The following is a 23,463-nucleotide window of genomic DNA, read 5'->3' as shown; positions in this document are numbered from 1 at the left end:
GCCTAGGCCACGCCGGTGCCGAACAGCATGCCCAGCAGGTACGTGGCGCCGGCTGCTCCCAGGCCGATCGCCAGCTGGCGCAGTCCCCGCTTCAGGGGTGAGGCGCCGGACAGCAAACCCACCACGCCGCCCGTGATGAGCAGGGCCAGGCCTACGAGAACGCAGGACGTGATGACGGCGGCCAGTCCGGTGAGCCCGAAAATGTAGGGCAGGACCGGGATGATGGCGCCGGAAGCGAAGAAACAGAAGCTGGAGGTTGCGGCTCCGATTCCGGTGCCCACCGTTTCGTGCTCGTCCACGCCCTCCACGGCAGCTTCCGGATTTAGCGAGAAGCTGGGGTCACAGTCGCAGCTGTACAGGCCCATGCGCTCGGCCGCACGGTGTTCTGCGGCTTCCAAAGACATGCCCCGTGCCCGGTAGACAAGCACCAGCTCATTGGCATCAATGTCCAGGGATTTGGCGGCGGCCAGCGTGATCTGGGTGGGACGGGATGCTTCGAGGAGTTCGCGCTGGGAACGTACGGAGACGTATTCGCCCGCTCCCATGGAGAGCGCGCCGGCCAGCAGGCCGGCCAAGCCGCTGAAGAGGATGAAGCCGCTGGATACGCCGGTGGCACCAATGCCCATCACGAGGGCGAGGTTGGACACCAGCCCGTCATTGGCGCCGAACACGGCGGCCCGGAAGTTGCCGGAGAGCCGGTTGCGGCCGCGGGTGGCCAGGCCCCGCACTACTTCCTCGTGAATCTGTTCATCGGCGGCCATGGCGCTCGTGGCGTTGGGATCCTGCGCATAGGGGGAGCGGCCTTCGGCCCGCTGGGCCAGCGCCAGGACAAACACCGATCCAAACCGCCGGGCCAGGAATCCGAGCAGACGGTTGCGCAGGGACGCGCGGGTTCTCCGGTTGGCCTCTTCACCCAGCAGCTCCCGCCAGTGGGCTTCGTGGCGGCCTTCTGCTTCGGCCAGGGCCAGCAGGATGTCGCGTTCTTCGCCGTCGCGACGTTCGGCAAGGTAACGGTAAGTGTCGGCTTCCGCTCGTTCGTCGGCAAGGTACTGACGCCACCGTTTGAGGTCGGACGACGACGGCGGCCGGGGCTGGGGCGGGCGCTCGGCTTCGGGGTGGGTGTTCAACACTGCTCCTGGTACGTGGACCGGAGCGTTCGGGAGGCTCCGGTCAGCTGATGGCGAAACTGACCGAAGGTCTCGCTCGCCCGCGCGTTGAACACAGTGGGTGGTATGCCGGGCCGCATGGCGGCCAGTATGTCGACAGACCTCGGCTGCTTCCCGCTGATCCGGTGAACGCGGCAACCAGCGGCAATCAATGACCGCTGACTGAGTTCATTACTATGGATTCTGCGGGAGGGCCGGAGCTACTCCCCTTCGACCTATCAGTGTAGCGGAGAACTAAAGTGCAACCCGAGGAAGACAGGATGCAGGCAGCAGTCAACGGTGCTGGAACCGGCGGGCCTGGAGCGGAAGCTCCCCGCTCAAGAGCTAAAGTCGAGGACGTGACTACTCATACACCACCAGTCCCTGTCGAACACGAGCGGCCCTGGACGCGCCACTACGGTGCCGGGGTTCCCGCAAACCCGTCCCTGCCGGACGGGTCCCTGGTGGACATGGTGGAGCAGTCAATCCGGAAATACGGGTCCAAAACCGCCCTGGAATTCTTCGGAGCGACCACCAGTTATCAAGCCCTTGGCGAACAAATCCGCTGTGCAGCCTCCGGACTCAAGAAGCTGGGAGTGAAGCAGGGCGACCGTGTGGCGCTGGTGCTGCCCAACTGCCCCCAGCACATCGTGGCGTTCTATGCGATCCTGCGGCTTGGCGCCGTCGTAGTTGAGCACAATCCGCTGTACACCGACCGGGAGCTGCGGCACCAGTTCGAGGACCACGGAGCTACGGTGGCCGTGGCGTGGGACAAGGCAGTGGACCGGCTGCAGGCCCTGCCCGCAGACATTCCGCTGCGCAGCATCGTATCGGTGAACCTGATCGAGGGCATGCCGCTGAAGAACCGGCTGGCCCTGAAACTTCCCGTTCCGGCGGCACGCAAGGCCCGCGGTGCCCTGACCGTTGCCAAGGCGCCCCGCAGCGGACCCCGGAACGTTGTCGCATGGAAAAAGCTGCTGGACCACCGCCCTCTCCGGCGCCGGCATCCGCGGCCCGAGGCATCGGAGCTCGCCGCGATCCAGTACACCAGCGGCACCACATCCACGCCCAAGGGTGCCATGCTCACCCACGCCAACCTGATGGCCAACGCTGCGCAGGGCCGGGCCTGGGTGCCCGGGCTGCGGCCGGGCAAGGAAACGTTCTACGCCATCCTGCCCATGTTCCACGCCTACGGCCTGACGCTGTGCCTGACTTTTGCGATGAGCATTGGCGCCAAGCTTGTCCTGTTCCCCAAATTCGACGTGGATCTGGTGCTGAACGCAGCAAAGAAGTCACCGCCCACCTTCCTCCCGGCCGTTCCGCCGATTTATGACCGTATTGCTGCCGGGGCCAAGGAAAAGGGAGTTTCCCTGAAGGGCGTGCGCTTCGCGATTTCGGGCGCCATGAACCTCCCGCCTGCAACCGTCCAGGCGTGGGAGGAAGCCACCGGCGGCTACCTGATTGAGGGGTACGGGCTGACCGAAACGTCACCGGTTGCCATCGGCAACCCGATGGGCCCCACCCGGAAGCCCGGAACGGTGGGGGTGCCGTTCCCCCTGACCGATATCCGTGTGGTGGATCCGGAGGACCCCACTGTGGACCGGCCGGCCGGACAGGAAGGCGAACTGCTGATCCGCGGCCCGCAGGTTTTCCAGGGCTACTGGAACAAGCCGACGGAAACCCAGGCGGCCCTGCTGGACGGCGGTTGGTTCCGCACCGGTGACATCGTTTCCGTGGATGAGGATCACTTCGTCACGATCCGCGACAGGATCAAGGAATTGATCATCACCGGCGGCTTCAACGTGTCACCGTCCGAGGTGGAGGAAGCGCTCAAACGCCATGAGAGCATTGCCGATGCCGCCGTCGTCGGCATCGGCAGGCCCAGCGGGGGCGAGGATGTGGTGGCCGCCGTCGTCGTAAAAGATGATGCGCACTTCAAGCCCGAAGATCTGCGCGAGTATGTCCGTAAAGAGCTGGCAGCCTACAAGGTGCCGCGCCGGATCGTTCAGATTCCTGATCTGCCACGCTCGCTGATCGGCAAGGTGCTGCGCCGGCACGTCCGGGACAGCCTGACCGAGCCCGCTGCCTCGAGCGACGGCACAACTGCACCGTAGCGGCAACACAGTAGAGGCAACACCCGAGTAATTCCTTCACCGGTTCCGCCAACAGGAAGACCAGGACATGTCCACAACACCGTCACCCCAGCACCGCGGACCCATGGGGGAACCACCTCAGCGGTACTGGAGCGGCTCCCTGGGCCACGCTGCCCAACGCGCCGCCCAGATCCTCCTGGTGCTCATCCTCGCGGTGGTCGCCATCTACGGACTGTTGCAGATCACCCTCGTGGTCATTCCTGTGCTGCTCGCCCTGATTCTGGCCGCAGCCATTGCCCCCTTCGTGAATTGGCTGCGGCGCAAGGGGTGGCCAAGCGCCCTCGCCACCGGGGTTTCCTTCCTGCTCCTGCTCATCGTGTTCGGCGGACTCATCACCGGCATCGTTTTTGCCATCCGCAGCGAGTGGAGCTCGCTGGTGGACCAGGCCGTGGACGGGTTCAACAAGCTGTATGAATTCATTCAGGACAGCCCCATCCCGCATGACACCGCCGCAATTGAAAACGCCCGTGACGCCGCGATCAGCTTTGCCACCAGCTCGGCTGTGGGTAACGGCGCCCTGGCCGGCATTGGTGCGGCCACAAACTTCATCACGGGGTTCATCCTGTTGGCCGTGGTGCTGTTCTACTTCCTGAAGGACGGGGACAAGATCTGGGCATTCGTCCTGCGCTGGTTCCACGGGGACCGGCTGCAGAAGGCGCGCCTGTCCGGTGCCCGGGCCATGGAGGTCCTGGGCGGGTACGTCCGGGGTACGGCTATTGTGGCCGCCGTGGACTCGATCTGCATCGGCGCGGCTCTCTTCATCCTGCAGGTGCCGCTGGCACTGCCGCTGTCCGTGATTGTTTTTGTCGGGTCCTTCATTCCGCTGGTGGGAGCCACGGCGGCGGGCGTGCTGGCGGCCCTGATCGCTCTGGTGGCCAACGGGCCCCTGGTGGCGCTGATCGTGGTGATCGTGATTATTGCCGTGAACCAGCTGGAGGGAAACTTCCTGCAGCCGGTAGTGATGGGCCGAACCCTGAGCATCCACGCCCTGGTGATTCTGCTGGCGCTGACGGCCGGCACAATTCTGGCCGGAATTGTTGGCGCCATCCTTTCCGTTCCCATCGCTGCGGTTTCCTGGGCGATTATCAAAGTCTGGATCGGAGAGGACGACGGCGATCCGGAGGAAGTCCCCGAGCTCCCCGAGCCGGAGGAAGCGGAATCCGCCGGCACGGCTGTTCAGGACTGATCAGGCCACCGGTGCGGTCTCGGCGTCGGTGTCCGTCCAGCGGCCGGCTACCCGGTCCTCCCAGGCCCGCATCACGACGTCGTCGGTGCGAGGCGTGAGCAGCGAACCGGCAATGTAGGTGACGGCCGAGGCCAGCAGCCCGAAGTAGATGGGTTCGTTGGCGTAGATTCCGTCGTACTGCTGTTCCGCAGTGATTTCCAGGAAGGCCATGGTTCCCAGCGTGACCACGGTGCCGGCGGCCATGGACAGCGCCGCGCCGAATCCGGTGCCCCGCTTCCACGTGAGCCCGCCGAGGATGCTCACCAGGAGGCCGCCGACCAGGATGTCATAGGAAATGGTCAGGGCAGCCACCACGTCCTGAACCGCGATGGCCAGGCCGATGGCCACAAGGCCCAGGCCCAACACCCAGGCCCGGTTCTGAGCCACCAGGTGCTCGGGGTTGCCGCCAGACTCAGCGGGTGCAGCGGTGCCGCGTCCGCGGACCCAACCGGTGACAAAGGGAACGACGTCGGCGCGGGCCACGGTCGCGGCGGCAATAAGTGCACCGGAGGCTGTGGACATCATGGCAGCGACGGCCGCCGCGAGCACCAGGCCGCCCAGACCCACAGGAAGGATGTTCATGGCAACATCGGCGTAGACATCGTCCTTGGAAGCCACGGCGGGCAGGACCACGCTGGCGGCCATGCCGATCACTGCCCCGGCCACACCGTACAGGATGCAGTAGATGCCCGCAGCGGTGCCGCCCCACTGCGCGATCAGCGGGGTGCGGGCGGTGAAGACCCGCTGCCAGATGTCCTGTCCAATCAGCAAACCAAGGGTGTAAACCACAAAATACGTAATGATGCTCTGGGTGCCGATGCCGGTGAGGCTGAAGAACTCGGCTCCCACGCGCTCCCGGATGCCGTCCAGGCCGCCTGCCGCGTTGAGGGTGAAGGGCAGCATCAGGGCAAAGACGCCCACGGTCTTGATGATGAACTGGACCATGTCGGCCAGGGTGATGGACCACATTCCGCCGATGGTGGAGTAGACCAGCACCACTGCGCCGCCCACGGCGATGGCTGCCCACCGCTCCCAGCCGAAGAGGACCACGAAGATGGTCGCATAGGCCCCCGTCGACGTCGCGCACAGCATGAGGGTGTAGGCGAGCATCACGATGGAGGAGACCTGCGTGGACCGGACTCCGTAGCGCAGGGTGAGCATCTGCGAGACGGTGTAGATCTTCAGCTTTTGCAGAGTGGACGCAAAAAGCAGGCTCAGGAGCAGCACCCCGGCGCCGATCGCCACCACCAGCCACATTCCCGAGATCCCGTAGGTGTAGCCCAAGCCCACTCCGCCCACAGTGGAGGCCCCGCCCAGGACCACGGCTGCCATGGTGCCGGTGTAGAAAACCGGGCCCAGACGGCGGCCGGCCACCAGATAGTCGCTGACATTCTTGGTCCGGGACTTTCCCCACCAGCCAAAGGCCAGCATGCCCGCGAGGTAGGCCACCACGATGACGGTATTCAGGTGTTCCATGAAATTCCTGCCGTTGCGCCAGACTTGGCAGCAAAATGCCCCCAAGTAAACTTATGTTGTCCCGTAGGCTAATTCAGCGCGGTGCCGCCGTCAATGATTTCGGCAGTTGTTACTTGGTGCCGCGCAGGACGGGACTGAGCGCTGGGCTGCAATATGCTCGGAAGAGGGAACCGGCGGCTTTTCCGCAGGTCAGAAGAATGAGAGGACATTTCCGTCATGAAGGCCTTGCCAGTAGAGCCCTCCAATGCCCCGGTGGCCATCGGGCCGAGGATCCGCCTGGCACGGCAGGCCCGCCGGATGACCATTGAGCAGGTGGCCGGTGCCACGGGTCTCACGAAGGGGTTCCTCAGCAGGGTGGAAAGGGACCTCACATCGCCGTCTGTGGCTTCCCTGCTCACGCTGTGCCAGGTGCTGTCGATCTCCATCGGAGACCTGTTCACTGCACCGGCAACGGAGCTGACGCGCTGGCGCGATGCACCGTCAGTGCATTTGGGCGGCACGGGGATCACGGAGCGGCTGGTGACGCCGCGTGCCGAACGCCGAGTCCAGGTCATCCGCGCAGTCATTGAGCCCAGAGGCTCCGGGGAGACGGAGCTCTACTCCGTGGATTGCGACGTGGAAGTACTCCACGTTGCCCGCGGGCGCTTTGTGCTGGAGTTTGCCGGAGAAACCATGGAACTCTCCGAAGGGGACACCGTAACTTTTCCCGGCCAGGAACCGCACTCATGGCGCAATCCCGCGGACGAAGAGGCCGTGGTGCTGTGGACGCTGGTTAGCCCGTCGGCGAGCTGACCCGAACGGACTAGACGGCGGCGGCCAGATTGCCCGCGGCCGGAGTTGTCAGCCGGTCCAGGTACTGGACTGCCCCGGTGATGTCTGTCCCCTGGGAACGGAACCCGATGTGTCCGTCCGGACGCACCACCAGGATCTCCGGACGCCGGACGCTGAGTCCGAGGCGTTCAAAGGCCAGTCCGCTCACGTCCTGGATTTCCGCGGGATCCGCCACTGCCAGCCTGCTGCCCACATTCAGGCGCTGGACGCTGAGCCACGGGGAGAGTCGCCCAAGGGCGTCGTGGATTCGCAGCTGGGTGTCCGCCGGCCACCCCGGACCGCACAGGAGGATGTGGAAGCCCGGTGTTGCGAGGATTTCATGCAGGCGCCGCTCGCGTCCGTGCTCCAGGACCACCGCGTCCGGCAACCGGTCTCCGGCCTTCGGCCCGGCGGTCAGGAATGCCGGAAGGCGGCTGTCTCCGGTGTCCACCATGTCACTGCCGCGGTACTGGGTACCCAGCTGGGAGGCCGTACGGAACAACCGTGAGCGCAGCGCTTTGGACCCGGAAGCCTTGGGGGCAAGGGCCGGCAGGAGTTTGGTGCGGGGCAGCTTCAGGAGGGCGTTCTTGGACGAGGCCAGGCGGAAGATGCGGTCGGTGAACTGGAGTATGTCTTTGCCCACGGGACGCCGCTCCGCGTCATAGCTGTCCACCAGCTCTTCGGAAGCAAGGCCGCGTGCGCCCAGCGACAGTTTCCAGCCAAGATTCAAGGCGTCCTGAATGCCGGTGTTCATGCCCTGTGCGGCAACAGGGGAGTGGATGTGGGCGGCATCCCCGGCCAGGAAGACGGATCCGTTCTGGAAATATTCGGCCATCCGGTGCGAGAGTTTGAAATCGCTGATCCACTGGGGATCCCGCAGGGTCAGTGCCCCGCCGGAGAACTTGTCCGCATTCTTCTGCAGGGACTCCAGCGTTGCCTGCGCCGGATCGCCGTCCTCCTTCATGGTGATCAGACGCCACGTTGCGGGGCGGCCCAGCGGGAACAGGAACATAAAGCCGTCCCCATTGAGGTAGGCGTGCATGTGGCCCGGCTCCGCACCGTCAACTTCGAGGTCGGCCAGCACATAGGTGCCGGGATAGCCGCTGCCGCGCCAGTCCATGCCTGCCTTGGAGCGAACCGTGCTGTGTGCGCCGTCTGCGCCGACAACGTAGCGGGCTCGGATGCGTTCGATGCCCCGGTCCATGCGCTGGATCTTGGCTTCCACTCCGGCGAACGGATCTTCCGTGTCCAGGAATTCCAAATCCTGCAGTTCAACCCCGCGTTCTACCCGGACCCCGCGGCCGGATAGATGTGCGGCAAGAGCTTGTTCGGTTTCCGCCTGGGAGAGGAACAGCAGGTGCTGGAATTCGGAATCCTCAATGCCTGCGTCGGACAGGTCAACGGGGAGGGTCTGATCGGGCAGATGGAGATGGAGTCCGCGCGCAGAATGGCCCGCTGCCGTTAGTGCTGAGCTGATCCCGAAGGGTCGAAGGGCTTCCAGGGTCCGCGGCTGCAGCGCCAGTGCACGCGAGTGCTCTGAACGCGTGAGGCTGCGGTCAATGATGCGGAAACTCGTCCCGAAGCTCTCCAATTGGGCCGCCAGGGCCAGCCCCGTTGGGCCGGCGCCCACGATCAGGACATCGACGTCGTAGGTACTGTCCGCACTGTGCTGTTGAGCCGCCATAGGAACAGCCTAGTCTTGACGGCGGCCCACGTTCCACTTTAGCCTCATGGGAAACACTTGATGCCTAACAGGCAACGCATTCGAGGCCGCCGGAAGTCGGTGAGCCGGGTGCGTCGCCAAGGGCAGGCCGGATTCCGGCCGGCCCGGATTTGGAGAAACAGCATGCAGAACCCGCCGCGCATTACCGCCAACGGCAACCTCGGACCTGTTGATGCGGCGCTGGTGCCGCGTTATGCCGGACCGGCCACCTATGCCCGCCTGCCCAGGCTGGACCAGGTGCAGCACGCTGATGTTGCCGTGGTGGGAGTGCCTTTTGACACCGGTGTCTCTTTCCGGCCGGGCGCCCGCTTCGGGGCCAACCATGTCCGTGAAGCTTCCAGGCTCCTGCGTCCGTACAACCCGGCGCAGGATGCCTCGCCGTTCGAGAACCTGCAGGTGGCCGATGCAGGTGACATGGCAGTCAACCCGTTCAACATCAATGAAGCAATCGAGTCAATCCAGGCAAACGCGCTGGATCTGACCGCCGGCGGCTCCAAGCTCCTCACCCTGGGCGGAGACCATACGATTGCCCTTCCGCTGCTGCGTGCAGCCACGGAGCGTGCAGGCCAGCCCGTGGCGCTGCTGCACTTCGATGCCCATCTGGACACCTGGGACAGTTACTTTGGTGCTGAATACACACACGGCACTCCGTTCCGCAGGGCGGTGGAGGAGGGAATCCTCGATACCGAAGCCATTTCACACGTGGGTACCCGCGGACCGCTGTACGGCAAGCGGGACCTGGAGGATGACCGCCGCTTTGGTTTCGGCATCGTGACGTCCTCCGATGTTTTCCGTCAGGGCGTGGACGAAGTGGTCGCCAAGCTGCGGGACCGGATCGGAAACCGTCCGCTGTACATTTCGGTGGACATTGACGTCCTGGACCCGGCGCACGCCCCCGGAACCGGCACCCCTGAAGCCGGTGGCATGACCAGCCGCGAGCTGCTGGAAATCCTGCGGGGCCTGCGCGGCATGAACCTGGTGGGCGCCGACGTCGTTGAGGTTGCTCCCGCATATGACCACGCCGACATCACCGCGGTGGCCGCCTCCCATGTGGCCTATGACCTGATCACCCTCATGGGACTTTCGTAAATGAGCGGGACGGGCCAGGGTGGAGCATCCGGCATGACGCGCCACGTTCGCGATGAGGAAATCCCGAACACATTGCTGTCTGAGGAAGCCGTGCTGCCCGGCGGTGCTTCGCCGGTGCGCAACGGCGGAGACCTGGTGGTGGAAACCCTCGCCGCACTCGGTGCCACCACCGTCTTCGGTATCCCCGGACAGCATGCGCTGGGACTGTTCGACGCCCTGTCCCGTTCCAGCCTCCGCTTTGTGTCCTCGCGGGTGGAGAACAACTCCGCTTTTGCCGCCGACGGGTTCTCGCGTGCCACCGGCCAGGTGGGAGTTGTCTTCCTGTCCACCGGTCCCGGAGCCCTGACAGCGCTCGCCGGGCTGCAGGAGGCCTACGCCACCGGCGTGCCCATGGTGGTGGTGGCCAGCCAGATTCCCATCGAGGGACTGGGTGCCCGGCGCCGCGGCATGCTCCATCAGCTTGATGACCAGAAGGCTTCGGCTGCCAACGTCACCAAGAGCCAGCGGCTCATCCAGCACGCTTCGGGCATTCCCTCGGCCATCCAGGATGCGTGGACGGAAGCCATCTCCTCGCCCATGGGGCCGGTATGGCTGGAGATACCCCAGAATGTCCTGCTGAACCCCGTGATGGTTCCCGCAGTCGAAGATGCGCTGGCAGAGCCCTTTGATAATCCGCCGCGGACCGAGCTGGTGAAGGAAGCGGTGCGGTGGCTTGCCGCTGCGGAACGTCCGGCGATTATTGCCGGCGGCGGAACCCGCCGCGGCAAAGCGGAAGCTGATCTGCTGGCACTGGCGGAGAAACTGCGCGCGCCGGTGATCTGTACCCCCGGCGGCAACGGAGCGTTCCCCTGGAACCATGAGCTGTCGCTCCAATCCTGGATCGAGGACCGCCACACCACCGATGTCCTCGAAGATGCCGATGTCCTGGTCGTCGTCGGCTCGTCGCTGGGCGAGGTCACGTCCAACTACTTCACGCTGCAGCCGCGCGGCCGGATTATCCAGATCGACGCCGAGCCGCGGGTGCTGGAATCCAACCGGCCGGCCCTCGGCATCCGCGCCGATGCCGGGCAGGCCCTCGCGGCACTGGATGAGGCGCTCGGTTCCGTGCTCGCCGATACTCCGCGGAAGGAGCCGGACTGGAACGGACAGACCCCGGAGCAGCTGGTGGCCCGGACACTGGCGCAGGTGGCTGACCGTCTGGACAGCCAGGACCTGGACATGGAACGGAAGTTCATGGCTGACATCCGGGAAGCCGTTCCCGCCTCCATGCAGACGTATTGGGACATGACCATCGCCGCGTACTGGGCGTGGAGCTGCTGGGACGCCAAAACCGGGCAGTTCCATTCCGCCCAGGGTGCCGGCGGCCTGGGTTACGGCTATCCCGGAGCCATCGGCGGCGCCGTCGGACTGGGGGAGCGGGTCCTGGCAGTCTCCGGCGACGGATCGGCGATGTACTCCATCGCAGAACTCGCCACAGCCCGGCAGCACAACCTGCCCGTCACCTGGCTGATTGTCGACGACGGCGGCTACGGCATCCTGCGCGAATACATGGTTGAGGCGTTCGGCAAGGCCACCGCCACCGAACTTGCCGGTCCTGACTTTGTGAAGCTGGCCGAGTCCTTCGGTGTTCCGGCGCGGAGAACGGCGCCCGACGGCGTACGGGCGGCACTGGAAGAAGCGCTTGCCGGTGAGGGACCCAACGTGGTGGTGGTTGAAGCGACCATCGGACTTTTCGCTCCGACTCATCTGGCGGACTGACGGACTGACGTCGAACGGGTTGCCCTTCACCTGTGTTTGAAGGGCAACCCTGCTTCGCCTGCTCGGAGATCATTCTGTCTGGTTTAGGGCCGCAGCTGACCCGGTTCATTTAGTTCGTTGACTCAGGCAATCAACAGTCGTATCGTTGCCTGAGGCAAACAACAATGTTCCAGACAGGTGTTCCGTGGCAGTAAACCAGCGATCAGCTGAAGAATTAATCACGCTCATATTCCGGCTCCAGCGCCAACTCCGCTGCGTCGCGCAGAAAGGCGCCGATCCCCGGAGTCCGGGCACTGCGCTGCAGGGCGTCATGCGCATAATTGGCGACCACGGAGAGATCCGTGCCACCGAGCTGGCAGAACAGCTTGGCATCGGAACCGCCGGGCTCAGCCGGCACCTCTCCGAACTTGTCACCATGGGGTACGTCTGCCGCCGTCCGCACCCTGATGACGGCCGGGCCTTCCTCATCAGCCTGACTCCGGCTGGAACCCAAGCGGTCTCAGACGAGATGCACCGCCGGGCAGCACTGCTTCAGGACATGCTCGAGCACTGGACCGATGAAGAAGCCCTCTCGGCCAGTGAATCCCTGACCAAGCTCACGGAGAGCCTACAAACAGCCATCCGCGCAATGAAGCCGGGTACCATCCAACCGCCCATCCCGGCAGGAGAAAAAACTAAGTGACAGAGTCGCAAAGAACCACTACCGCAGAAAGTACCCAGTCCGCGCCGGCCAAAGTGCGCAGGAACGGCAAGCCTGCACGCCAGGACCACGTTCCGGGCGAGATGAGCCACCGGCAGATCCTGCAGGCCCTGACCGGCCTGCTGGCCGCACTGTTCACCGCCATGCTGAGCACCACTATCGTGGCCAACGCGCTGCCGACCATCATGGCCGATCTGCACGGAACCCAGACGGACTTCGCCTGGGTGGTCACAGCGGCGCTGCTGGCCAACGCCGTCTCCACCCCTATCTGGGGCAAGCTGGCGGACCTGTTCAACAAGAAGCTGCTGGTCCAGCTAAGCATCATTATCTTCGTGATTGGCTCGGTCATTGCGGGGCTGGCGGACAACATGACCGTCCTGCTCTCTGCCCGTGTGGTCCAGGGCCTGGGCATGGGCGGCCTGACCGCCCTGACGCAGGCCGTCATCGGCTCCATCATTCCGCCGCGCGAACGCGGCCGGTACTCCGGCTATATGGGTGCGGTGATGGCTGTGGCCACTGCCGGCGGTCCCTTGCTGGGCGGGTTTATCGTGGACAGCCCGCTGGGCTGGCGGTGGACCTTCTTCCTCTGCGTGCCGCTGGCCGTAGTGGCGCTGTTCCTGCTTCAGGTCACGCTTCGCCTGCCGCACACCCGCCGCAAGGTCAGCATTGACTGGCTCGGGTCGATCCTGCTGACCGCCGGAGTTTCGCTGCTGCTGATCTGGGTGTCGTTCGCCGGAAAGGCCGGCTACTACGAATGGATGTCCTGGCAGACCGCAGCCATGGTTGGCGGCGCCGTCGTGCTCCTGGCACTGCTGGTCCTGGTGGAATCCAAGGTCCGCGAGCCCATCATCCCGCTGAAGATCATCCGCGAGCGCACCACGGCGCTGTCCATTGTTGCCTCTGTGGCCGTGGGCATCGCGATGTTTGGTTCCACCACCTTCCTGGGCCAGTACTTCCAGATCGCCCGCGGATTCAGCCCCACGGAAGCCGGACTGCTGATGCTGCCAATGATTGCGGGCAACCTGGCCGGTTCCGTGGGATCCGGTCAGCTGATCAGCCGCTTTGGCAAGTGGAAGCGGTTCCTGATTGCCGGCACGATCATGGTCATCGCCGGTGCGGGCCTGGCCGGAACCATGGATCACGAAACCGACATGCTTCTGGTTAGCCTGTACATTTTTGTCCTCGGCCTGGGCATGGGGCTGCTGATGCAGAACCTGGTTCTGGCTGTGCAGAACACGGTCCGGGTCTCCGAGGTAGGTTCGGCCAGCGCATCGATCGCGTTCTTCCGCACCGTCGGCGGCGCCGTGGGCGTCTCCGTTCTGGGTGCCGTGATGTCCAGCTCCGTGAGCAGCCGGGCTGCTGACGGCCTGCGTGCCGCCAACATTCCCGTGTCCGACGGCGGTGCCGGCGACTCGCTCGACATCGGCGGCATGCCGCCGGCAATTCAGGGTATCTTCCGCGCCGCTTACGGTGACGCCACGGCCACGATTTTCCAGATTGCCGCCGTGATTTCAGTGGTGGCTCTGATCGCAGTGCTCCTGATCAAGGAGCAGGTGCTGCGACGCACGCTGGACATCACTCCCGCGCCCAAGCCGCAGGCTAATCCCGATCTGACCGGAAGCTCGGAAACCCTCAGCACGGCAGCTGGCATCGGCACAGCATCCGACGCCGGCACAGCATCCGACACCGGCACAGCGCACGACGGCGACGCGGCAACGCGCCCACGCTCAACAGCTGGAGCCTCCCGGGGCGGGACCGGAACACACTGATCCAATCCGGCTGCAGGGTGCCTTTTATATCAACAGGCACCGATCTAAACAGGCCCTATCTAAATAAGCCCCTATCCAAATAAGCACCTATATAAACAAGCACCGGCCCGACCCCGTCCAGGGGCCGGGCCGGTTGCCTATCTGGTAAGCGCAGGAGCCAGGGACGTCCGGGTTACTGCATCGTGAACCGGCGGGCCACCAGGTTGCCTGCCGCGGGGGAGCGCAGAACCCGGGCCAGGCCGGCGTTCCGGGCGGCCAGCAGCGCAGGGGCCAGCGGACGGCCGAGAGCCATGTTCAGCTGAGCCTGCGCTGAAGCTACCCGGGCAGCCCGGAGCCGCTGCTTCTCGTAGACCGCCAAAGACGCTCCGACATCGTGCCCGTCCAGTGAGGCGGTGATGATGGGAGCGAGTGCCGCCGCATCCAGCCAGCCGAGGTTCATGCCCTGGCCGCCAATCGGACTGACCTCGTGCGCCGCATCGCCAATAAGAACCGTGCGCCCGCGCACCAGATTCCGGACCAGCCCGGTGCGTACCGCAAAGGCACTGAGCATGGTGTTGGAAGCCGGATCCGGGCTGACGCCGGTGCGCTCTGCAACCAGGGCGGCCAAGTCCTCCGCGGTAGCCGTGGCCAGCAGCTGATCGGTATGGGCCACCCAGCGGCGGATTCCGCCAGGAAGGGGGAAGGACTCCACGATGCCGCCGGACTCCAGATACAGCACGGCGGTGCTTCCGTCTCCCGTGCTGTCAATGAAGTCGCCCATCAGATAGGTGTCCCGCAGTGCGCGGGTCCGGCAGGGGGTTCCAAGCAATTGCCGAACACCGGACCGCGCGCCGTCAGCCGCCACGACAATCTGTGCGGACATTCCAATGTCCCCTGATTCGCCTGACTCCTCGGATCGGTCGGAAGCACCGGTCCTGACGCCGCCGTTCCTGACGCCGCCGATCCGGACCCGGCCGCCGTCGTCGTGCAGTTCCGTGACCCTTACTCCGCGCACCAGGGCGCCAGGATCCAGCTCCTTCAGCCGCGCTTCCAAAAGGGCTTCGGTGCGCAGCTGCGGCAAAGTCAGAACGTAGGGGAACCGCTTGGACGCGGCCGAGAAATCCAGGGCAGCCACATGCCGTCCGCTGCTGCGGGCTTCGCCGCGCCGGATCTGCACGCCTTCACCGGTGACCATCTCGGCAACTCCGGCACCGGCCAGGGCCTCGAGCGACGGGGGATGGATACCGATGGCCCGCGAATGCGCCGAACGTTCGCGCCGCTGTTCCAAAACCTGCACGCTGGCACCGGCCTGGGCCAGCAGCACCGCCAGGAAAACGCCAACGGGTCCGCCGCCCACCACAGCCACATCAGTTTCCGTCCGGGGAACGGCGACGGCGGCGGGACGCTGCGCCTGGGCCGTCACGGCTTCGTCCCGGGCGGAGAATGCATCAGCAGATTTTGCCACGGCCGGTGCTGGACACAGTTCCATCCGGGCGGAGCGGCGGCAGCCAGTTCGTCCGCCGTGTAGCTGCGGCGGATGGAGGTCAGTCCGTCCCGGCGGATAAAGCTGCCCGGGAAGAACGGCAGGGTGCCGGCGGAGAAAAGGGCGTAACCCCAGCGGCTGCGTTCAATGTCGCTGTGCAGGCTGAGCCTGCTGCCCAGCTGCTCCGAGTCTGCCAGCAGCGACCGGAACTGCTCATCGGTGAGGTGATGCAGGACATGGTTGGAGATGACGACGTCGTACGTCCTGCCTTCTTCGACCAGCTCGGAACTGAATGCCTGCCGGAAAGCCAGACCGGGCATGGGTGTCTGCGACGACGCATAAGCGTGTGCCCGGTCATCCGGGTCGATTCCCGTGATCTCCAGCTGCAGGCCGTCGCGGCGGGCCCAGCGTGCCAGCATCCGGGGGACATCGCCGCCCCCGGAGCCAATGTCCAGCAGTGTGTTGACCCGGTCTGCGTCGAAGGAGGGACGGAGGTAGGTGACGTAGTTGCGACGCCAGCCGGAGACCACGGTGTTGATCAACCAAAACTGGGCGTAGGTCCGCCGCAGTTTCTCCGGATCGCAGTCGGAGCGGTCCATTTCTTCCACGGCATCCGTGTTCCGCTCGGCGAGGGACCGCAGGTGCGGCGGGGTGAGCCGCCGCACCAACGGTCCCTGCGCCAGGGCACCCGCTGAGATTTCGGTCCTCACACGCCTGCCGGAGCGGGAACGGCCGGGTTTGCCGGGTCCTGTTCCGCAGCGGTTCCTTCGGCTTCGTTTCCTTCGGCCACAGTTCCTTCGGCCACAGTTCCTTCAGCCGCACCGTCCGTCGCGGCAGGGGTTACCGGACCGCCAACCCGAGTAAACAGACCGGTTTCCACAGTTAGCCCGGGGCCGAAGGCCATGGAGCAGATGCGCTCATTTCCGCCGCGGAAGGGCTGGTCCATGATGTGCTTGAGCACAAACATCACCGTTGCACTGGACATGTTGCCCCAGTTTCGCAGTGTTTCGCGGGCCGGAACCAGCTGCTCTTCGGTGAGGTCGAGTTTGGCCTCCACCTTGTCCAGGATGCTGCGGCCGCCCGGGTGGATGGCCCAATGTTCAATGTCACGGTAGGCCTGGCCGGCAAGGCCCGGGTCGTGGGCCAGCAGCGGTTCGAGTGCGCCCACAATGTGGTCGTCAATGATGTGCGGGACATAGGTCCCCAGAACCATTTCAAATCCTTCGTCGCCGATGTTCCAGGCCATGGATTCCTCGCCCACCGGGGTGAGGATGGTTTCGAAATGGTCCAGCTGAATACCCGGAGCATTGCCCGGCAGGTCCCGGGCCGTAATGACGGCTGCGGCTGCCCCGTCGGCAAAAAGGGAGGATCCCATGATGGTGTCCGGATCATTGGAGGTGCGCACATGCAAAGAGCACAGCTCCGCGCTGACCACCAGCACCACGGCGTCTGGATCCGCATCACAGAATGACTTTGCTGCCCGCATCGCAGGAAAAGCGGCGTAACAGCCCATGAAGCCAAGATGGAAGCGCTGGACTGACGGGTTCAGGCCAAGCGCCCGGACCACCTTGTAATCAGGTCCGGGATTGAAAAATCCGGTGCAGGAAACCGTAATGACATGGGTGATGTCTTCCGGGGCGATACCCTCGCAGGCATCGACGGCTTTGCGGGCGGATTCAATGAAAAGTTTGGTGGCCTCGGTGGCGAAAATATCGTTCCGGGTTTTGGTGCTGGGGCTGAGCATATTGCCCGATTCAGCATCAAAGAATTGAGGGTTGTCGGAACGGTTTGAGAGGGAAAGCTCAGTGAGGGCGGTGCGTCGGGTATCGATGGCGGCGGAGTTGAAACAGGTGGTAACCAACCGTTGTCCAAGCCGGGTAAGGCCGGGTTGGGCGGCAAAGACGTCACGTGCTTCGGTTTGTACCAGCACGGTGGGCGGGACAGCAATTTCCAGTGATCTGAGGGTAACCGTCATAGTCCATTCTTAGGGGAATGTTCCGCAGGACACAATGCCGCGGACCGCAGCTTGCCTTTGGCGGGGATTGAGTGTGCGGCAGAATGCGTCCATACTCAATGCATCGTCGGCCGCCCGGCAATGGGACCGACGGTAAATGTCAACGGAGACATCGTCAGGAGCACCCCAATGAGCACTGAAGTACCCCGGCAGGATGAGGCCGGGCAGGGCGGTTCCCCTCGAAAAGCCGGCAAAGAGCCCGCGCCGGAGGGATTGAAGAAGGTTGTTGCAGCTTCCATGGCGGGCACCGTGGTGGAGTGGTATGAGTTTTTCCTTTATGCGGCCGCTTCCACCCTCGTTTTCGCAAGGCTCTTTTTTCCCAACGCCGAAACGGAACTCGACGGGATCATCGCCGCCTTCGTGACCTACGCCGTCGGCTTCGTGGCCCGGCCAATCGGCGGTATTGTCTTTGGGCATTTTGGGGACAAATTCGGGCGCAAGAAGCTGCTGCAGCTGAGCATTATTTTGGTGGGGACCTCGACCTTCCTCATGGGTTGCCTGCCCGGTTTTGACCAGCTGGGCTACTGGGCGCCGGCCATGCTGGTGACCCTGCGCTTTATCCAGGGCTTCGCCGTCGGCGGTGAATGGGGCGGCGCCGTGCTTCTGGTGGCCGAGCACAGCCCCAACAAATCACGCGGGTTCTGGTCCAGCTGGCCCCAGTCCGCGGTGCCCATGGGTAACCTGCTCGCCACCGGAGTCCTGTTCACGCTGTCCGCCACGCTCTCGGAGGACGCGTTCCTGGGCTGGGGCTGGCGTGTGGCTTTCTGGCTCTCGGCAGTCATCGTGCTGGTGGGCTACTACATCCGGACCAAGGTCAGCGACGCCCCCATCTTCCTGGAAGCGCAGAAGGAAGTTGAGGAGGAAGCCAAGGGATACGGAGTGGTTGAGGTCTTCAAACGCTACCCGCGCGGTGTCTTCACCGCCATGGGCCTGCGCTTCGCTGAAAACATCCTGTATTACCTGGTCGTGACCTTCTCCATCACCTATCTGCGGCTGGTCGTGGAAGTGGACACCTCACGGATCCTCCTGCTGCTGCTCGTGGCGCACTTCATCCACTTCTGCGCCGTGCCCATGGTCGGACGGATGTCGGACCGGTTTGGCCGGCGGCCGGTCTATCTCGCCGGCGCCGTGCTGGGCGCCACGTGGGGATTCTTCGCATTCCCCATGATGGATACGGCGGATGACCTGGTGATTCTGGCAGCGGTCACCATTGGCCTGCTGTTCCACGCGCTGATGTACGCGGGACAGCCGGCCATCATGGCGGAGATGTTCCCGACCCGCATGCGGTATTCCGGTGTCTCGCTGGGGTACCAGGTGACATCGATCGTTGCGGGTTCACTGGCTCCGATCATCGCCACGTCACTGCTGGAGCGGTACGACTCGTCCACTCCGGTGGCCGTCTATCTCTTGTGCGCCTGCGCGGTTACCGCCTTCTCGGTGCTGATGCTGCGCGAAACCAACGGCATTTCCCTTCAGGACGTTGATGCCGCCGATGCCCGGGGCACAGCGGATCTGCTGGCGGCGTCCAAAACCAAAGACGCCAAGGACGGGCGCCGGAAATAAACGCGCCCGCAGGATCGTGCTCTTGAACGCAGTGGACCCTAATGACAATCTGAGTCCGGCATCAGCACCCTGCGGGTGCCGGATAAGCAAAGGAGCTTAGAAATGGCTGCAGTGGGATGGATCGGACTGGGAAACATGGGCGGCTACATGTCGGCCAACATGGTGGCGGCAGGGCACACGGTCCGCGGCTATGACCTGAACCCGGCAGCGGTTGCCGCGGCAGGTGAGCGCGGTGTGGAAACGGTGGACAGCATCGCGGATGCGGTGGCGGACGCCGACGTCGTCTTCACCATGCTGCCCAAGGGTGAACACTCCCGTTCTGTCTATCTGGGCGAGGACGGGGTGCTGGCACATGCTGACACAGGCACGCTGCTGATCGATTCCTCCACTATCGACGTTGAATCGGCTCAGGCACTGCACGACGCCGCATCTGCCGCCGGCTTCCGCTTTGTGGACGCTCCGGTCTCGGGCGGCATCAGCGGTGCCGAAGCCGGGACGCTGACCTTCATGGTGGGTGGTGAGCCCGGGCCGGTACAGGAGGCAGCAGCCTTTATCGAGCCGATGGCGGGGAACATCATCCCCACCGGCGGAGCTACCACCGGCCAGGCTGCGAAGATCTGCAACAACCTGATGCTGTTCATCAACCTGGCGGCTACCTCTGAGGGTGCGGTCCTGGCTGACCGGCTCGGTTTGGACAAGCAGGTGTTTTGGGACATCGCATCCGTGTCCTCGGGCGACAGCTGGGCCCTGCGCACCTGGTACCCCATGCCCGGCGTGGTGGCGTCCGCTGCGTCCAACAATGATTTTGCCCCCACCTTCACCGCTGAACTGGCCAATAAGGACATCAACCTGGCGATCGCCGCCGCCCGTGACACCGGAACACCGTTGGAGATCGGTGAGCACGTCCAGCAGCTTTTCCAGCGTCTCGTGGACGCCGGACACGCCGGAAAGGACTGTTCCATGATCGTGTCGCTGGTGGACGGCAGCCTGGCCGAGGCGGACGGAACGGGGGCGCAGGTCTCTTCCGGCGGCCGGAGCTAGATGCCGGCGGGACGGTGCTGCGGCCGGGCGGATAAATACCATTGCCGGCACAGCAGGAACATCAGTGCGATTTCCACCATTCCTCCGCCGTAGTAGAGGATGAGGGCTCCTGCCTGGCCGTCCGCCGGCATAACTCCCGGCGGGGGATCGGCGTACAGCGTCTTCACCAGGATGTTGTGGGCAGCCGCTGAGAGGATCAGCACAGCTGCGCGCAGCCGAAAACCGGCGCGGTGCGGCATCGGATCCCGGCTCACCAGCGATGCCGTGTACAGATACCCCGCGGCGACCAGGTGGAAGGTGACCAGCCAGTGGATCGGAGCCGATTCCTGCATGGCCGTGAAGAGGCCGGTCCGGAACATGAGCACCATGCCGCCGATGTTCAGGACCGCTGCCGTCACGGGGAAGGTCAGGAAACGCACCGGACGGCTGCGGAGCATGCGGGACAGCCGCCGTGCAGGCACAACATCCAGGCTGCGCAGCGCGAGCGAGACAGGACGGGAGAGCACCAGTAGCGCAGGTCCCAGCATTCCGGCCAGCAGATGGGCGATGCCCAGGACCGCGAAGTTTGCGTGGCTGCGGGTTGCCAGCGGATCCAGGACGGTGGCCAGGACAGCTGCGGCACCCGCGGTAAACAGCACGGCGCGGTACCACGGCCACGGCCTGGAGCGGGAGGAAAGGGCGCCGGCCCAGTAAGCGGTGACAGCGGCGGCGGCTGGAACCAGGAAGAGTAGTTCGACCCCGAAGCCGCCGGGCTGGTGCTCATGCACCGTTACGCTCCGGCGCGGCTGCCGGCGGGTTCTGCGTGCCGGCTCCGGTACAGCAGGACCGCTCCGGCGAGGATCATCACTGCCGCGCTCAGGTTCCAGAGCAGGTCATAGGGCAGCAGCGGGACGTTGTAGCGGATTTGGTGCAGCTCCATAAGCTTGTGCTGGACGGTGCCGTCATACAGCTGGAACGCTCCCGTCCCCAGCAGGACGGCTCCTGCCCACCGCGAGGGAAGCAGGATAGCCCGGCGGCGAAGATCGGCGAACAGGAACAACCCGGCCACCACGGCAAACCAGCCGAAGGCATGGAACAGGCCATCCGAGAAGAGCCCGACGGCGGTGGTGGACTTATCGTAAAAGTGGTGCCACTGCAGCAGCTGGTGGAACACCACCTCGTCCACGAACGCGGCAATGCCGATGCCGACCAACACTCCGGACAAGACATTGCGGCGGCGGGGTTGGACAGGAGCTCTGGTGGGGGTGCTCATCTAAGCGAAGATATCACCGGCAGACAGAGGGATGCACAGGTGGGCGTCCGCCCTCACTGGCGTCCCGGGCCGGGCTGAACCAACATGGGTGTCATGTGGATGGGAATGATCGAATTCGACCTGCTGCTGGGCGATGTTCACTCGCTCAAGGGCAAACGATCCGTGATTCGGCCGATTCTGGCTGAGGTGCGGCGCAAGTATGAGGTCTCCGCGGCCGAAACGGGCCAACTGGATCTGCATCGGCGGGCCGAACTCGGCATTGGGCTGGTGGCCGCGGACGCTGCCCATCTTACTGAGGTGCTCGACGCCGTTGAACGGCTGGTGGCGGCCCGTCCGGAAGTGGAACTGCTCAGTGCTCGACGCCGGGTGTTCCATTCCGAGGACTGGTAACCGGCCGCGCGACACGGCACCAGAGTTGAAACTGGGTTTCAGTTCGTCTCCGGGTTAGGGTGCACACACAGCCTGCTGCGAATAGTCGCGGTGCGTTCGTGAAAACCATCCACAGAATCTCGGGGAGACGGCACATGGCACTACCGGTACCAGCACGGAAGTTCACGGCACAGGACACCACGGTGGATCTGCTCATCATCGGCTCAGGAACCGGAATGGCTGCGGGCCTGGCGGCAGCCGAGCAGGGTTCGTCAGTGCTGATCGTGGAAAAGACAGCCACCGTGGGCGGGTCAACGGCACGGTCCGGCGGCGCGTTTTGGATTCCCAATAACCCGGTGCTCAACGCCGCCGGCGCCAAGGACACACCGGAGCGCGCCGCGGCCTACGTGGACGCCGTTGTAGACGGAACCTCGTCCCGGGAACGCTGGCAGGCCTTCCTGGACAACGGGGTCGCCACCGTGGAAATGCTGCAGCGGACCACGCCCATGAAATTCCTGTGGGACGAGGAGTATTCGGATTACCACCCGGAGGAACCCGGAGGCTCAGCGGCGGGGCGCAGCTGCGAATGCAGGCCGTTTGATGTCAATACCCTCGGCGAGGAGCGAGGCCGGCTCCGGGGCGGGACCATGGAGTCATCCTTGCCGATGGCCATCACCGGCAAGGACTACCGCTGGCTCAACCTGATTTCCAAGGTGCCCGTCAAGGGCCTAATGACCGCGGTAACCCGTGTGGTGCAGGGCGTCGGAGGCCGCGTGCTGAAGCGCGACTACGTTGCCGGCGGTCAGGCCCTCGCCGCCGGTTTGTACGCCGGGGTGCTCGGTGCCGGCATTCCCGTCTGGACGGACACGTCCCTGGTGCGGCTCATCAGCGCAGACGGCAGGGTAACGGGGGCCGTGCTGCAGCAGGACGGACGAGAGGTCACGGTTACCGCGCGGCAGGGTGTGGTCCTCGCTGCAGGCGGGTTTGACCATGACATGGCCATGCGCCACAAGCACCAGTCCGAATCACTGGAAGCCTGGAGTTTCGGCAGCGAGGGAAACACCGGAGATGCCATTAAAGCCGCCGCGGAGATTGGTGCCGGCACAGCGCTGATGGACCAGTCCTGGTGGTTCCCGGCCGTTGCGCCCCTGCCGGGACGGGCACCGTCGGTCATGCTGGCGGAGCGGTCCCTCCCCGGGTCCTTCATTGTGGACGGCAGCGGAAATCGGTTCGTCAACGAAGCCCAGGACTACATGTCGTTTGGGCAGCGTGTCCTGGAGCGTGAACAGCAGGGAAACCCGGTGGGCACCATGTGGATGGTGTTCGACCAGGAGTACCGGAACAGCTACATCCTGGCCGGAAGCCTCTTTCCCCGGATGGCACTTCCGGAGAAGTGGTACAAGGAAGGAATTGCCGCTAAGGCGGACAGCCTGGCGGAACTGGCCCGGGAAATTGGAGTGCCGGAGGAGACATTCGCGGCAACGGCTTCCCGCTTCAATGAACTGGCCGGTGCCGGCGTCGATGAGGACTTCCACCGGGGCTCCAGCGCCTACGACCGGTACTACGGCGATCCAACGGTGCGGCCCAACCCCAACCTGCGCCCCCTTTCCGGAAACGTGTACTACGCCGTCAAAATTGTCCTGAGTGACCTGGGCACCTGCGGCGGGCTCACGGCGGATGCGCGGGGACGCGTTCTGGCCGAAGACGGCACAGCCATGGATGGTCTGTATGCCATCGGAAACACTGCAGCGAATGTCTTCGGTAAGAGCTACCCGGGCGCCGGGGCCACCATCGGCCAGGGCCTGGTCTACGGCTATATTGTGGCCCGCGATGCCGCGGATAGGCGGGGCTCGGGCACCGAACCAGCAGCGGCCTGAACCCCTTGCTGATTCTCTCGACTATCGATAGATTTGT

General features: G+C 64.6%; 19 protein-coding genes. 11 read left to right on the top strand and 8 right to left on the bottom strand.

Going from position 1 to position 23,463, the window contains the following annotated elements; genetic code table 11:
• Positions 1-2: 2 nt before the first annotated feature.
• Entirely contained in the window at positions 3-1,130 is a 1,128-nt protein-coding gene (locus CXR03_RS17165) for a VIT1/CCC1 family protein (protein ID WP_258073735.1), read from the bottom strand.
• Positions 1,131-1,504: 374 nt separating this feature from the next.
• On the opposite strand from CXR03_RS17165, the gene CXR03_RS17160 reads away from it, so the two are divergent.
• Together CXR03_RS17160 and CXR03_RS17155 are read left to right on the top strand one after the other, a co-directional pair.
• Positions 1,505-3,259 (top strand): long-chain-fatty-acid--CoA ligase, encoded by a 1,755-nt coding sequence (locus CXR03_RS17160; RefSeq protein WP_258073734.1) that lies wholly within the window; start codon positions 1,505-1,507, stop codon positions 3,257-3,259.
• Between the two features lie 103 nt (positions 3,260-3,362).
• Entirely contained in the window at positions 3,363-4,484 is a 1,122-nt protein-coding gene (locus CXR03_RS17155) for an AI-2E family transporter (RefSeq protein WP_258073739.1), read from the top strand.
• Here the strand turns inward: CXR03_RS17155 and CXR03_RS17150 are convergent, their stop codons facing one another.
• Positions 4,485-5,999, bottom strand: a complete 1,515-nt coding sequence (locus CXR03_RS17150) for a sodium:solute symporter (RefSeq protein WP_104104952.1) — start codon at positions 5,997-5,999, stop codon at positions 4,485-4,487. It abuts the gene before it with no gap.
• 216 nt (positions 6,000-6,215) lie between these two features.
• Here CXR03_RS17150 and CXR03_RS17145 point away from each other — a divergent pair, with 216 nt between their 5' ends.
• Positions 6,216-6,791: a helix-turn-helix domain-containing protein gene (locus tag CXR03_RS17145; RefSeq protein ID WP_104104951.1), complete on the top strand. Its 576-nt coding sequence runs from the start codon at positions 6,216-6,218 to the stop codon at positions 6,789-6,791.
• Between the two features lie 10 nt (positions 6,792-6,801).
• Here CXR03_RS17145 and CXR03_RS17140 read toward each other — a convergent pair whose 3' ends face one another.
• Positions 6,802-8,493: an FAD-dependent monooxygenase gene (locus CXR03_RS17140; RefSeq protein WP_104104950.1), complete on the bottom strand. Its 1,692-nt coding sequence runs from the start codon at positions 8,491-8,493 to the stop codon at positions 6,802-6,804.
• A 162-nt stretch (positions 8,494-8,655) separates the two neighbouring features.
• On the opposite strand from CXR03_RS17140, the gene speB reads away from it, so the two are divergent.
• From speB to CXR03_RS17120, 4 genes are all read left to right on the top strand, one after another.
• Positions 8,656-9,621, top strand: coding sequence for an agmatinase (gene speB, locus CXR03_RS17135; RefSeq protein WP_104056150.1), 966 nt, complete (start codon positions 8,656-8,658; stop codon positions 9,619-9,621).
• A 33-nt stretch (positions 9,622-9,654) separates the two neighbouring features.
• Positions 9,655-11,379: a thiamine pyrophosphate-binding protein gene (locus tag CXR03_RS17130; RefSeq protein ID WP_104104949.1), complete on the top strand. Its 1,725-nt coding sequence runs from the start codon at positions 9,655-9,657 to the stop codon at positions 11,377-11,379.
• 310 nt (positions 11,380-11,689) lie between these two features.
• Positions 11,690-12,061 carry a MarR family winged helix-turn-helix transcriptional regulator gene (locus CXR03_RS17125; RefSeq protein ID WP_146070547.1) on the top strand — a complete coding sequence of 124 codons (372 nt, stop codon included), beginning with the start codon at positions 11,690-11,692 and terminating at the stop codon, positions 12,059-12,061.
• A complete protein-coding gene (locus CXR03_RS17120; RefSeq protein WP_308470592.1) occupies positions 12,058-13,848 on the top strand; it encodes an MDR family MFS transporter in 1,791 nt (596 codons plus the stop codon). Before CXR03_RS17125 ends, CXR03_RS17120 begins: the two co-directional genes overlap by 4 nt.
• A 172-nt stretch (positions 13,849-14,020) precedes the next feature.
• Here CXR03_RS17120 and CXR03_RS17115 read toward each other — a convergent pair whose 3' ends face one another.
• The 3 genes from CXR03_RS17115 to CXR03_RS17105 are packed head-to-tail and all read right to left on the bottom strand — an operon-like array spanning position 14,021 to position 17,285.
• Complete coding sequence (locus tag CXR03_RS17115) at positions 14,021-15,292, bottom strand: NAD(P)/FAD-dependent oxidoreductase (RefSeq protein WP_258073733.1); 1,272 nt, start codon at positions 15,290-15,292, stop codon at positions 14,021-14,023.
• Positions 15,247-16,020, bottom strand: coding sequence for a class I SAM-dependent methyltransferase (locus tag CXR03_RS17110; RefSeq protein WP_258073732.1), 774 nt, complete (start codon positions 16,018-16,020; stop codon positions 15,247-15,249). The genes CXR03_RS17115 and CXR03_RS17110 overlap by 46 nt, the downstream gene beginning before the upstream one ends.
• Positions 16,017-17,285, bottom strand: a complete 1,269-nt coding sequence (locus CXR03_RS17105) for a type III polyketide synthase (protein ID WP_219816280.1) — start codon at positions 17,283-17,285, stop codon at positions 16,017-16,019. The genes CXR03_RS17110 and CXR03_RS17105 overlap by 4 nt, the downstream gene beginning before the upstream one ends.
• A 168-nt stretch (positions 17,286-17,453) precedes the next feature.
• Here CXR03_RS17105 and CXR03_RS17100 point away from each other — a divergent pair, with 168 nt between their 5' ends.
• Complete coding sequence (locus tag CXR03_RS17100) at positions 17,454-18,887, top strand: MFS transporter (RefSeq protein WP_104104946.1); 1,434 nt, start codon at positions 17,454-17,456, stop codon at positions 18,885-18,887.
• Between the two features lie 75 nt (positions 18,888-18,962).
• Entirely contained in the window at positions 18,963-19,928 is a 966-nt protein-coding gene (gene mmsB, locus CXR03_RS17095; protein WP_258073731.1) for a 3-hydroxyisobutyrate dehydrogenase, read from the top strand.
• On the opposite strand, the gene CXR03_RS17090 is transcribed toward mmsB, so the two are convergent.
• A complete protein-coding gene (locus CXR03_RS17090; RefSeq protein ID WP_181034668.1) occupies positions 19,925-20,695 on the bottom strand; it encodes a cytochrome c oxidase assembly protein in 771 nt (256 codons plus the stop codon). The genes mmsB and CXR03_RS17090 overlap by 4 nt on opposite strands.
• Before the next feature lie 2 nt (positions 20,696-20,697).
• On the bottom strand, positions 20,698-21,180 hold the full coding sequence (locus CXR03_RS17085) for a DUF2243 domain-containing protein (protein ID WP_104104943.1): 483 nt from the start codon (positions 21,178-21,180) through the stop codon (positions 20,698-20,700).
• A gap of 93 nt (positions 21,181-21,273) precedes the next feature.
• Here CXR03_RS17085 and CXR03_RS17080 point away from each other — a divergent pair, with 93 nt between their 5' ends.
• Both CXR03_RS17080 and CXR03_RS17075 read left to right on the top strand, forming a co-directional pair.
• Positions 21,274-21,570: a DUF503 domain-containing protein gene (locus CXR03_RS17080; RefSeq protein WP_104056236.1), complete on the top strand. Its 297-nt coding sequence runs from the start codon at positions 21,274-21,276 to the stop codon at positions 21,568-21,570.
• 134 nt (positions 21,571-21,704) lie between these two features.
• The gene (locus CXR03_RS17075) at positions 21,705-23,426 is read left to right on the top strand and encodes a 3-ketosteroid-delta-1-dehydrogenase (RefSeq protein ID WP_104104942.1); all 1,722 of its coding nucleotides are present in this window, start codon (positions 21,705-21,707) and stop codon (positions 23,424-23,426) included.
• Positions 23,427-23,463 lie beyond the last annotated feature (37 nt).

Origin of the sequence: Arthrobacter sp. 08Y14 (genome assembly GCF_002929455.1) — a bacterium.
Classification (GTDB): domain Bacteria; phylum Actinomycetota; class Actinomycetes; order Actinomycetales; family Micrococcaceae; genus Arthrobacter_B; species Arthrobacter_B sunyaminii.
This window is presented reverse-complemented; position numbering and strand designations above follow the sequence as displayed.

What these genes read in the sequence shown, in the direction of transcription:
- CXR03_RS17155 (WP_258073739.1), top strand. Translation starts at nt 3,363, where the DNA reads ATGGGGGAACCACCTCAGCGGTACTGGAGCGGCTCCCTGGGCCACGCT.
- CXR03_RS17150 (WP_104104952.1), bottom strand. Translation starts at nt 5,999, where the DNA reads ATGGAACACCTGAATACCGTCATCGTGGTGGCCTACCTCGCGGGCATG.
- CXR03_RS17145 (WP_104104951.1), top strand. Translation starts at nt 6,216, where the DNA reads ATGAAGGCCTTGCCAGTAGAGCCCTCCAATGCCCCGGTGGCCATCGGG.
- CXR03_RS17140 (WP_104104950.1), bottom strand. Translation starts at nt 8,493, where the DNA reads ATGGCGGCTCAACAGCACAGTGCGGACAGTACCTACGACGTCGATGTC.
- speB (WP_104056150.1), top strand. Translation starts at nt 8,656, where the DNA reads ATGCAGAACCCGCCGCGCATTACCGCCAACGGCAACCTCGGACCTGTT.
- CXR03_RS17130 (WP_104104949.1), top strand. Translation starts at nt 9,655, where the DNA reads ATGACGCGCCACGTTCGCGATGAGGAAATCCCGAACACATTGCTGTCT.
- CXR03_RS17125 (WP_146070547.1), top strand. Translation starts at nt 11,690, where the DNA reads ATGCGCATAATTGGCGACCACGGAGAGATCCGTGCCACCGAGCTGGCA.
- CXR03_RS17105 (WP_219816280.1), bottom strand. Translation starts at nt 17,285, where the DNA reads ATGACGGTTACCCTCAGATCACTGGAAATTGCTGTCCCGCCCACCGTG.
- CXR03_RS17100 (WP_104104946.1), top strand. Translation starts at nt 17,454, where the DNA reads ATGAGCACTGAAGTACCCCGGCAGGATGAGGCCGGGCAGGGCGGTTCC.
- CXR03_RS17085 (WP_104104943.1), bottom strand. Translation starts at nt 21,180, where the DNA reads ATGAGCACCCCCACCAGAGCTCCTGTCCAACCCCGCCGCCGCAATGTC.
- CXR03_RS17080 (WP_104056236.1), top strand. Translation starts at nt 21,274, where the DNA reads ATGTGGATGGGAATGATCGAATTCGACCTGCTGCTGGGCGATGTTCAC.
- CXR03_RS17075 (WP_104104942.1), top strand. Translation starts at nt 21,705, where the DNA reads ATGGCACTACCGGTACCAGCACGGAAGTTCACGGCACAGGACACCACG.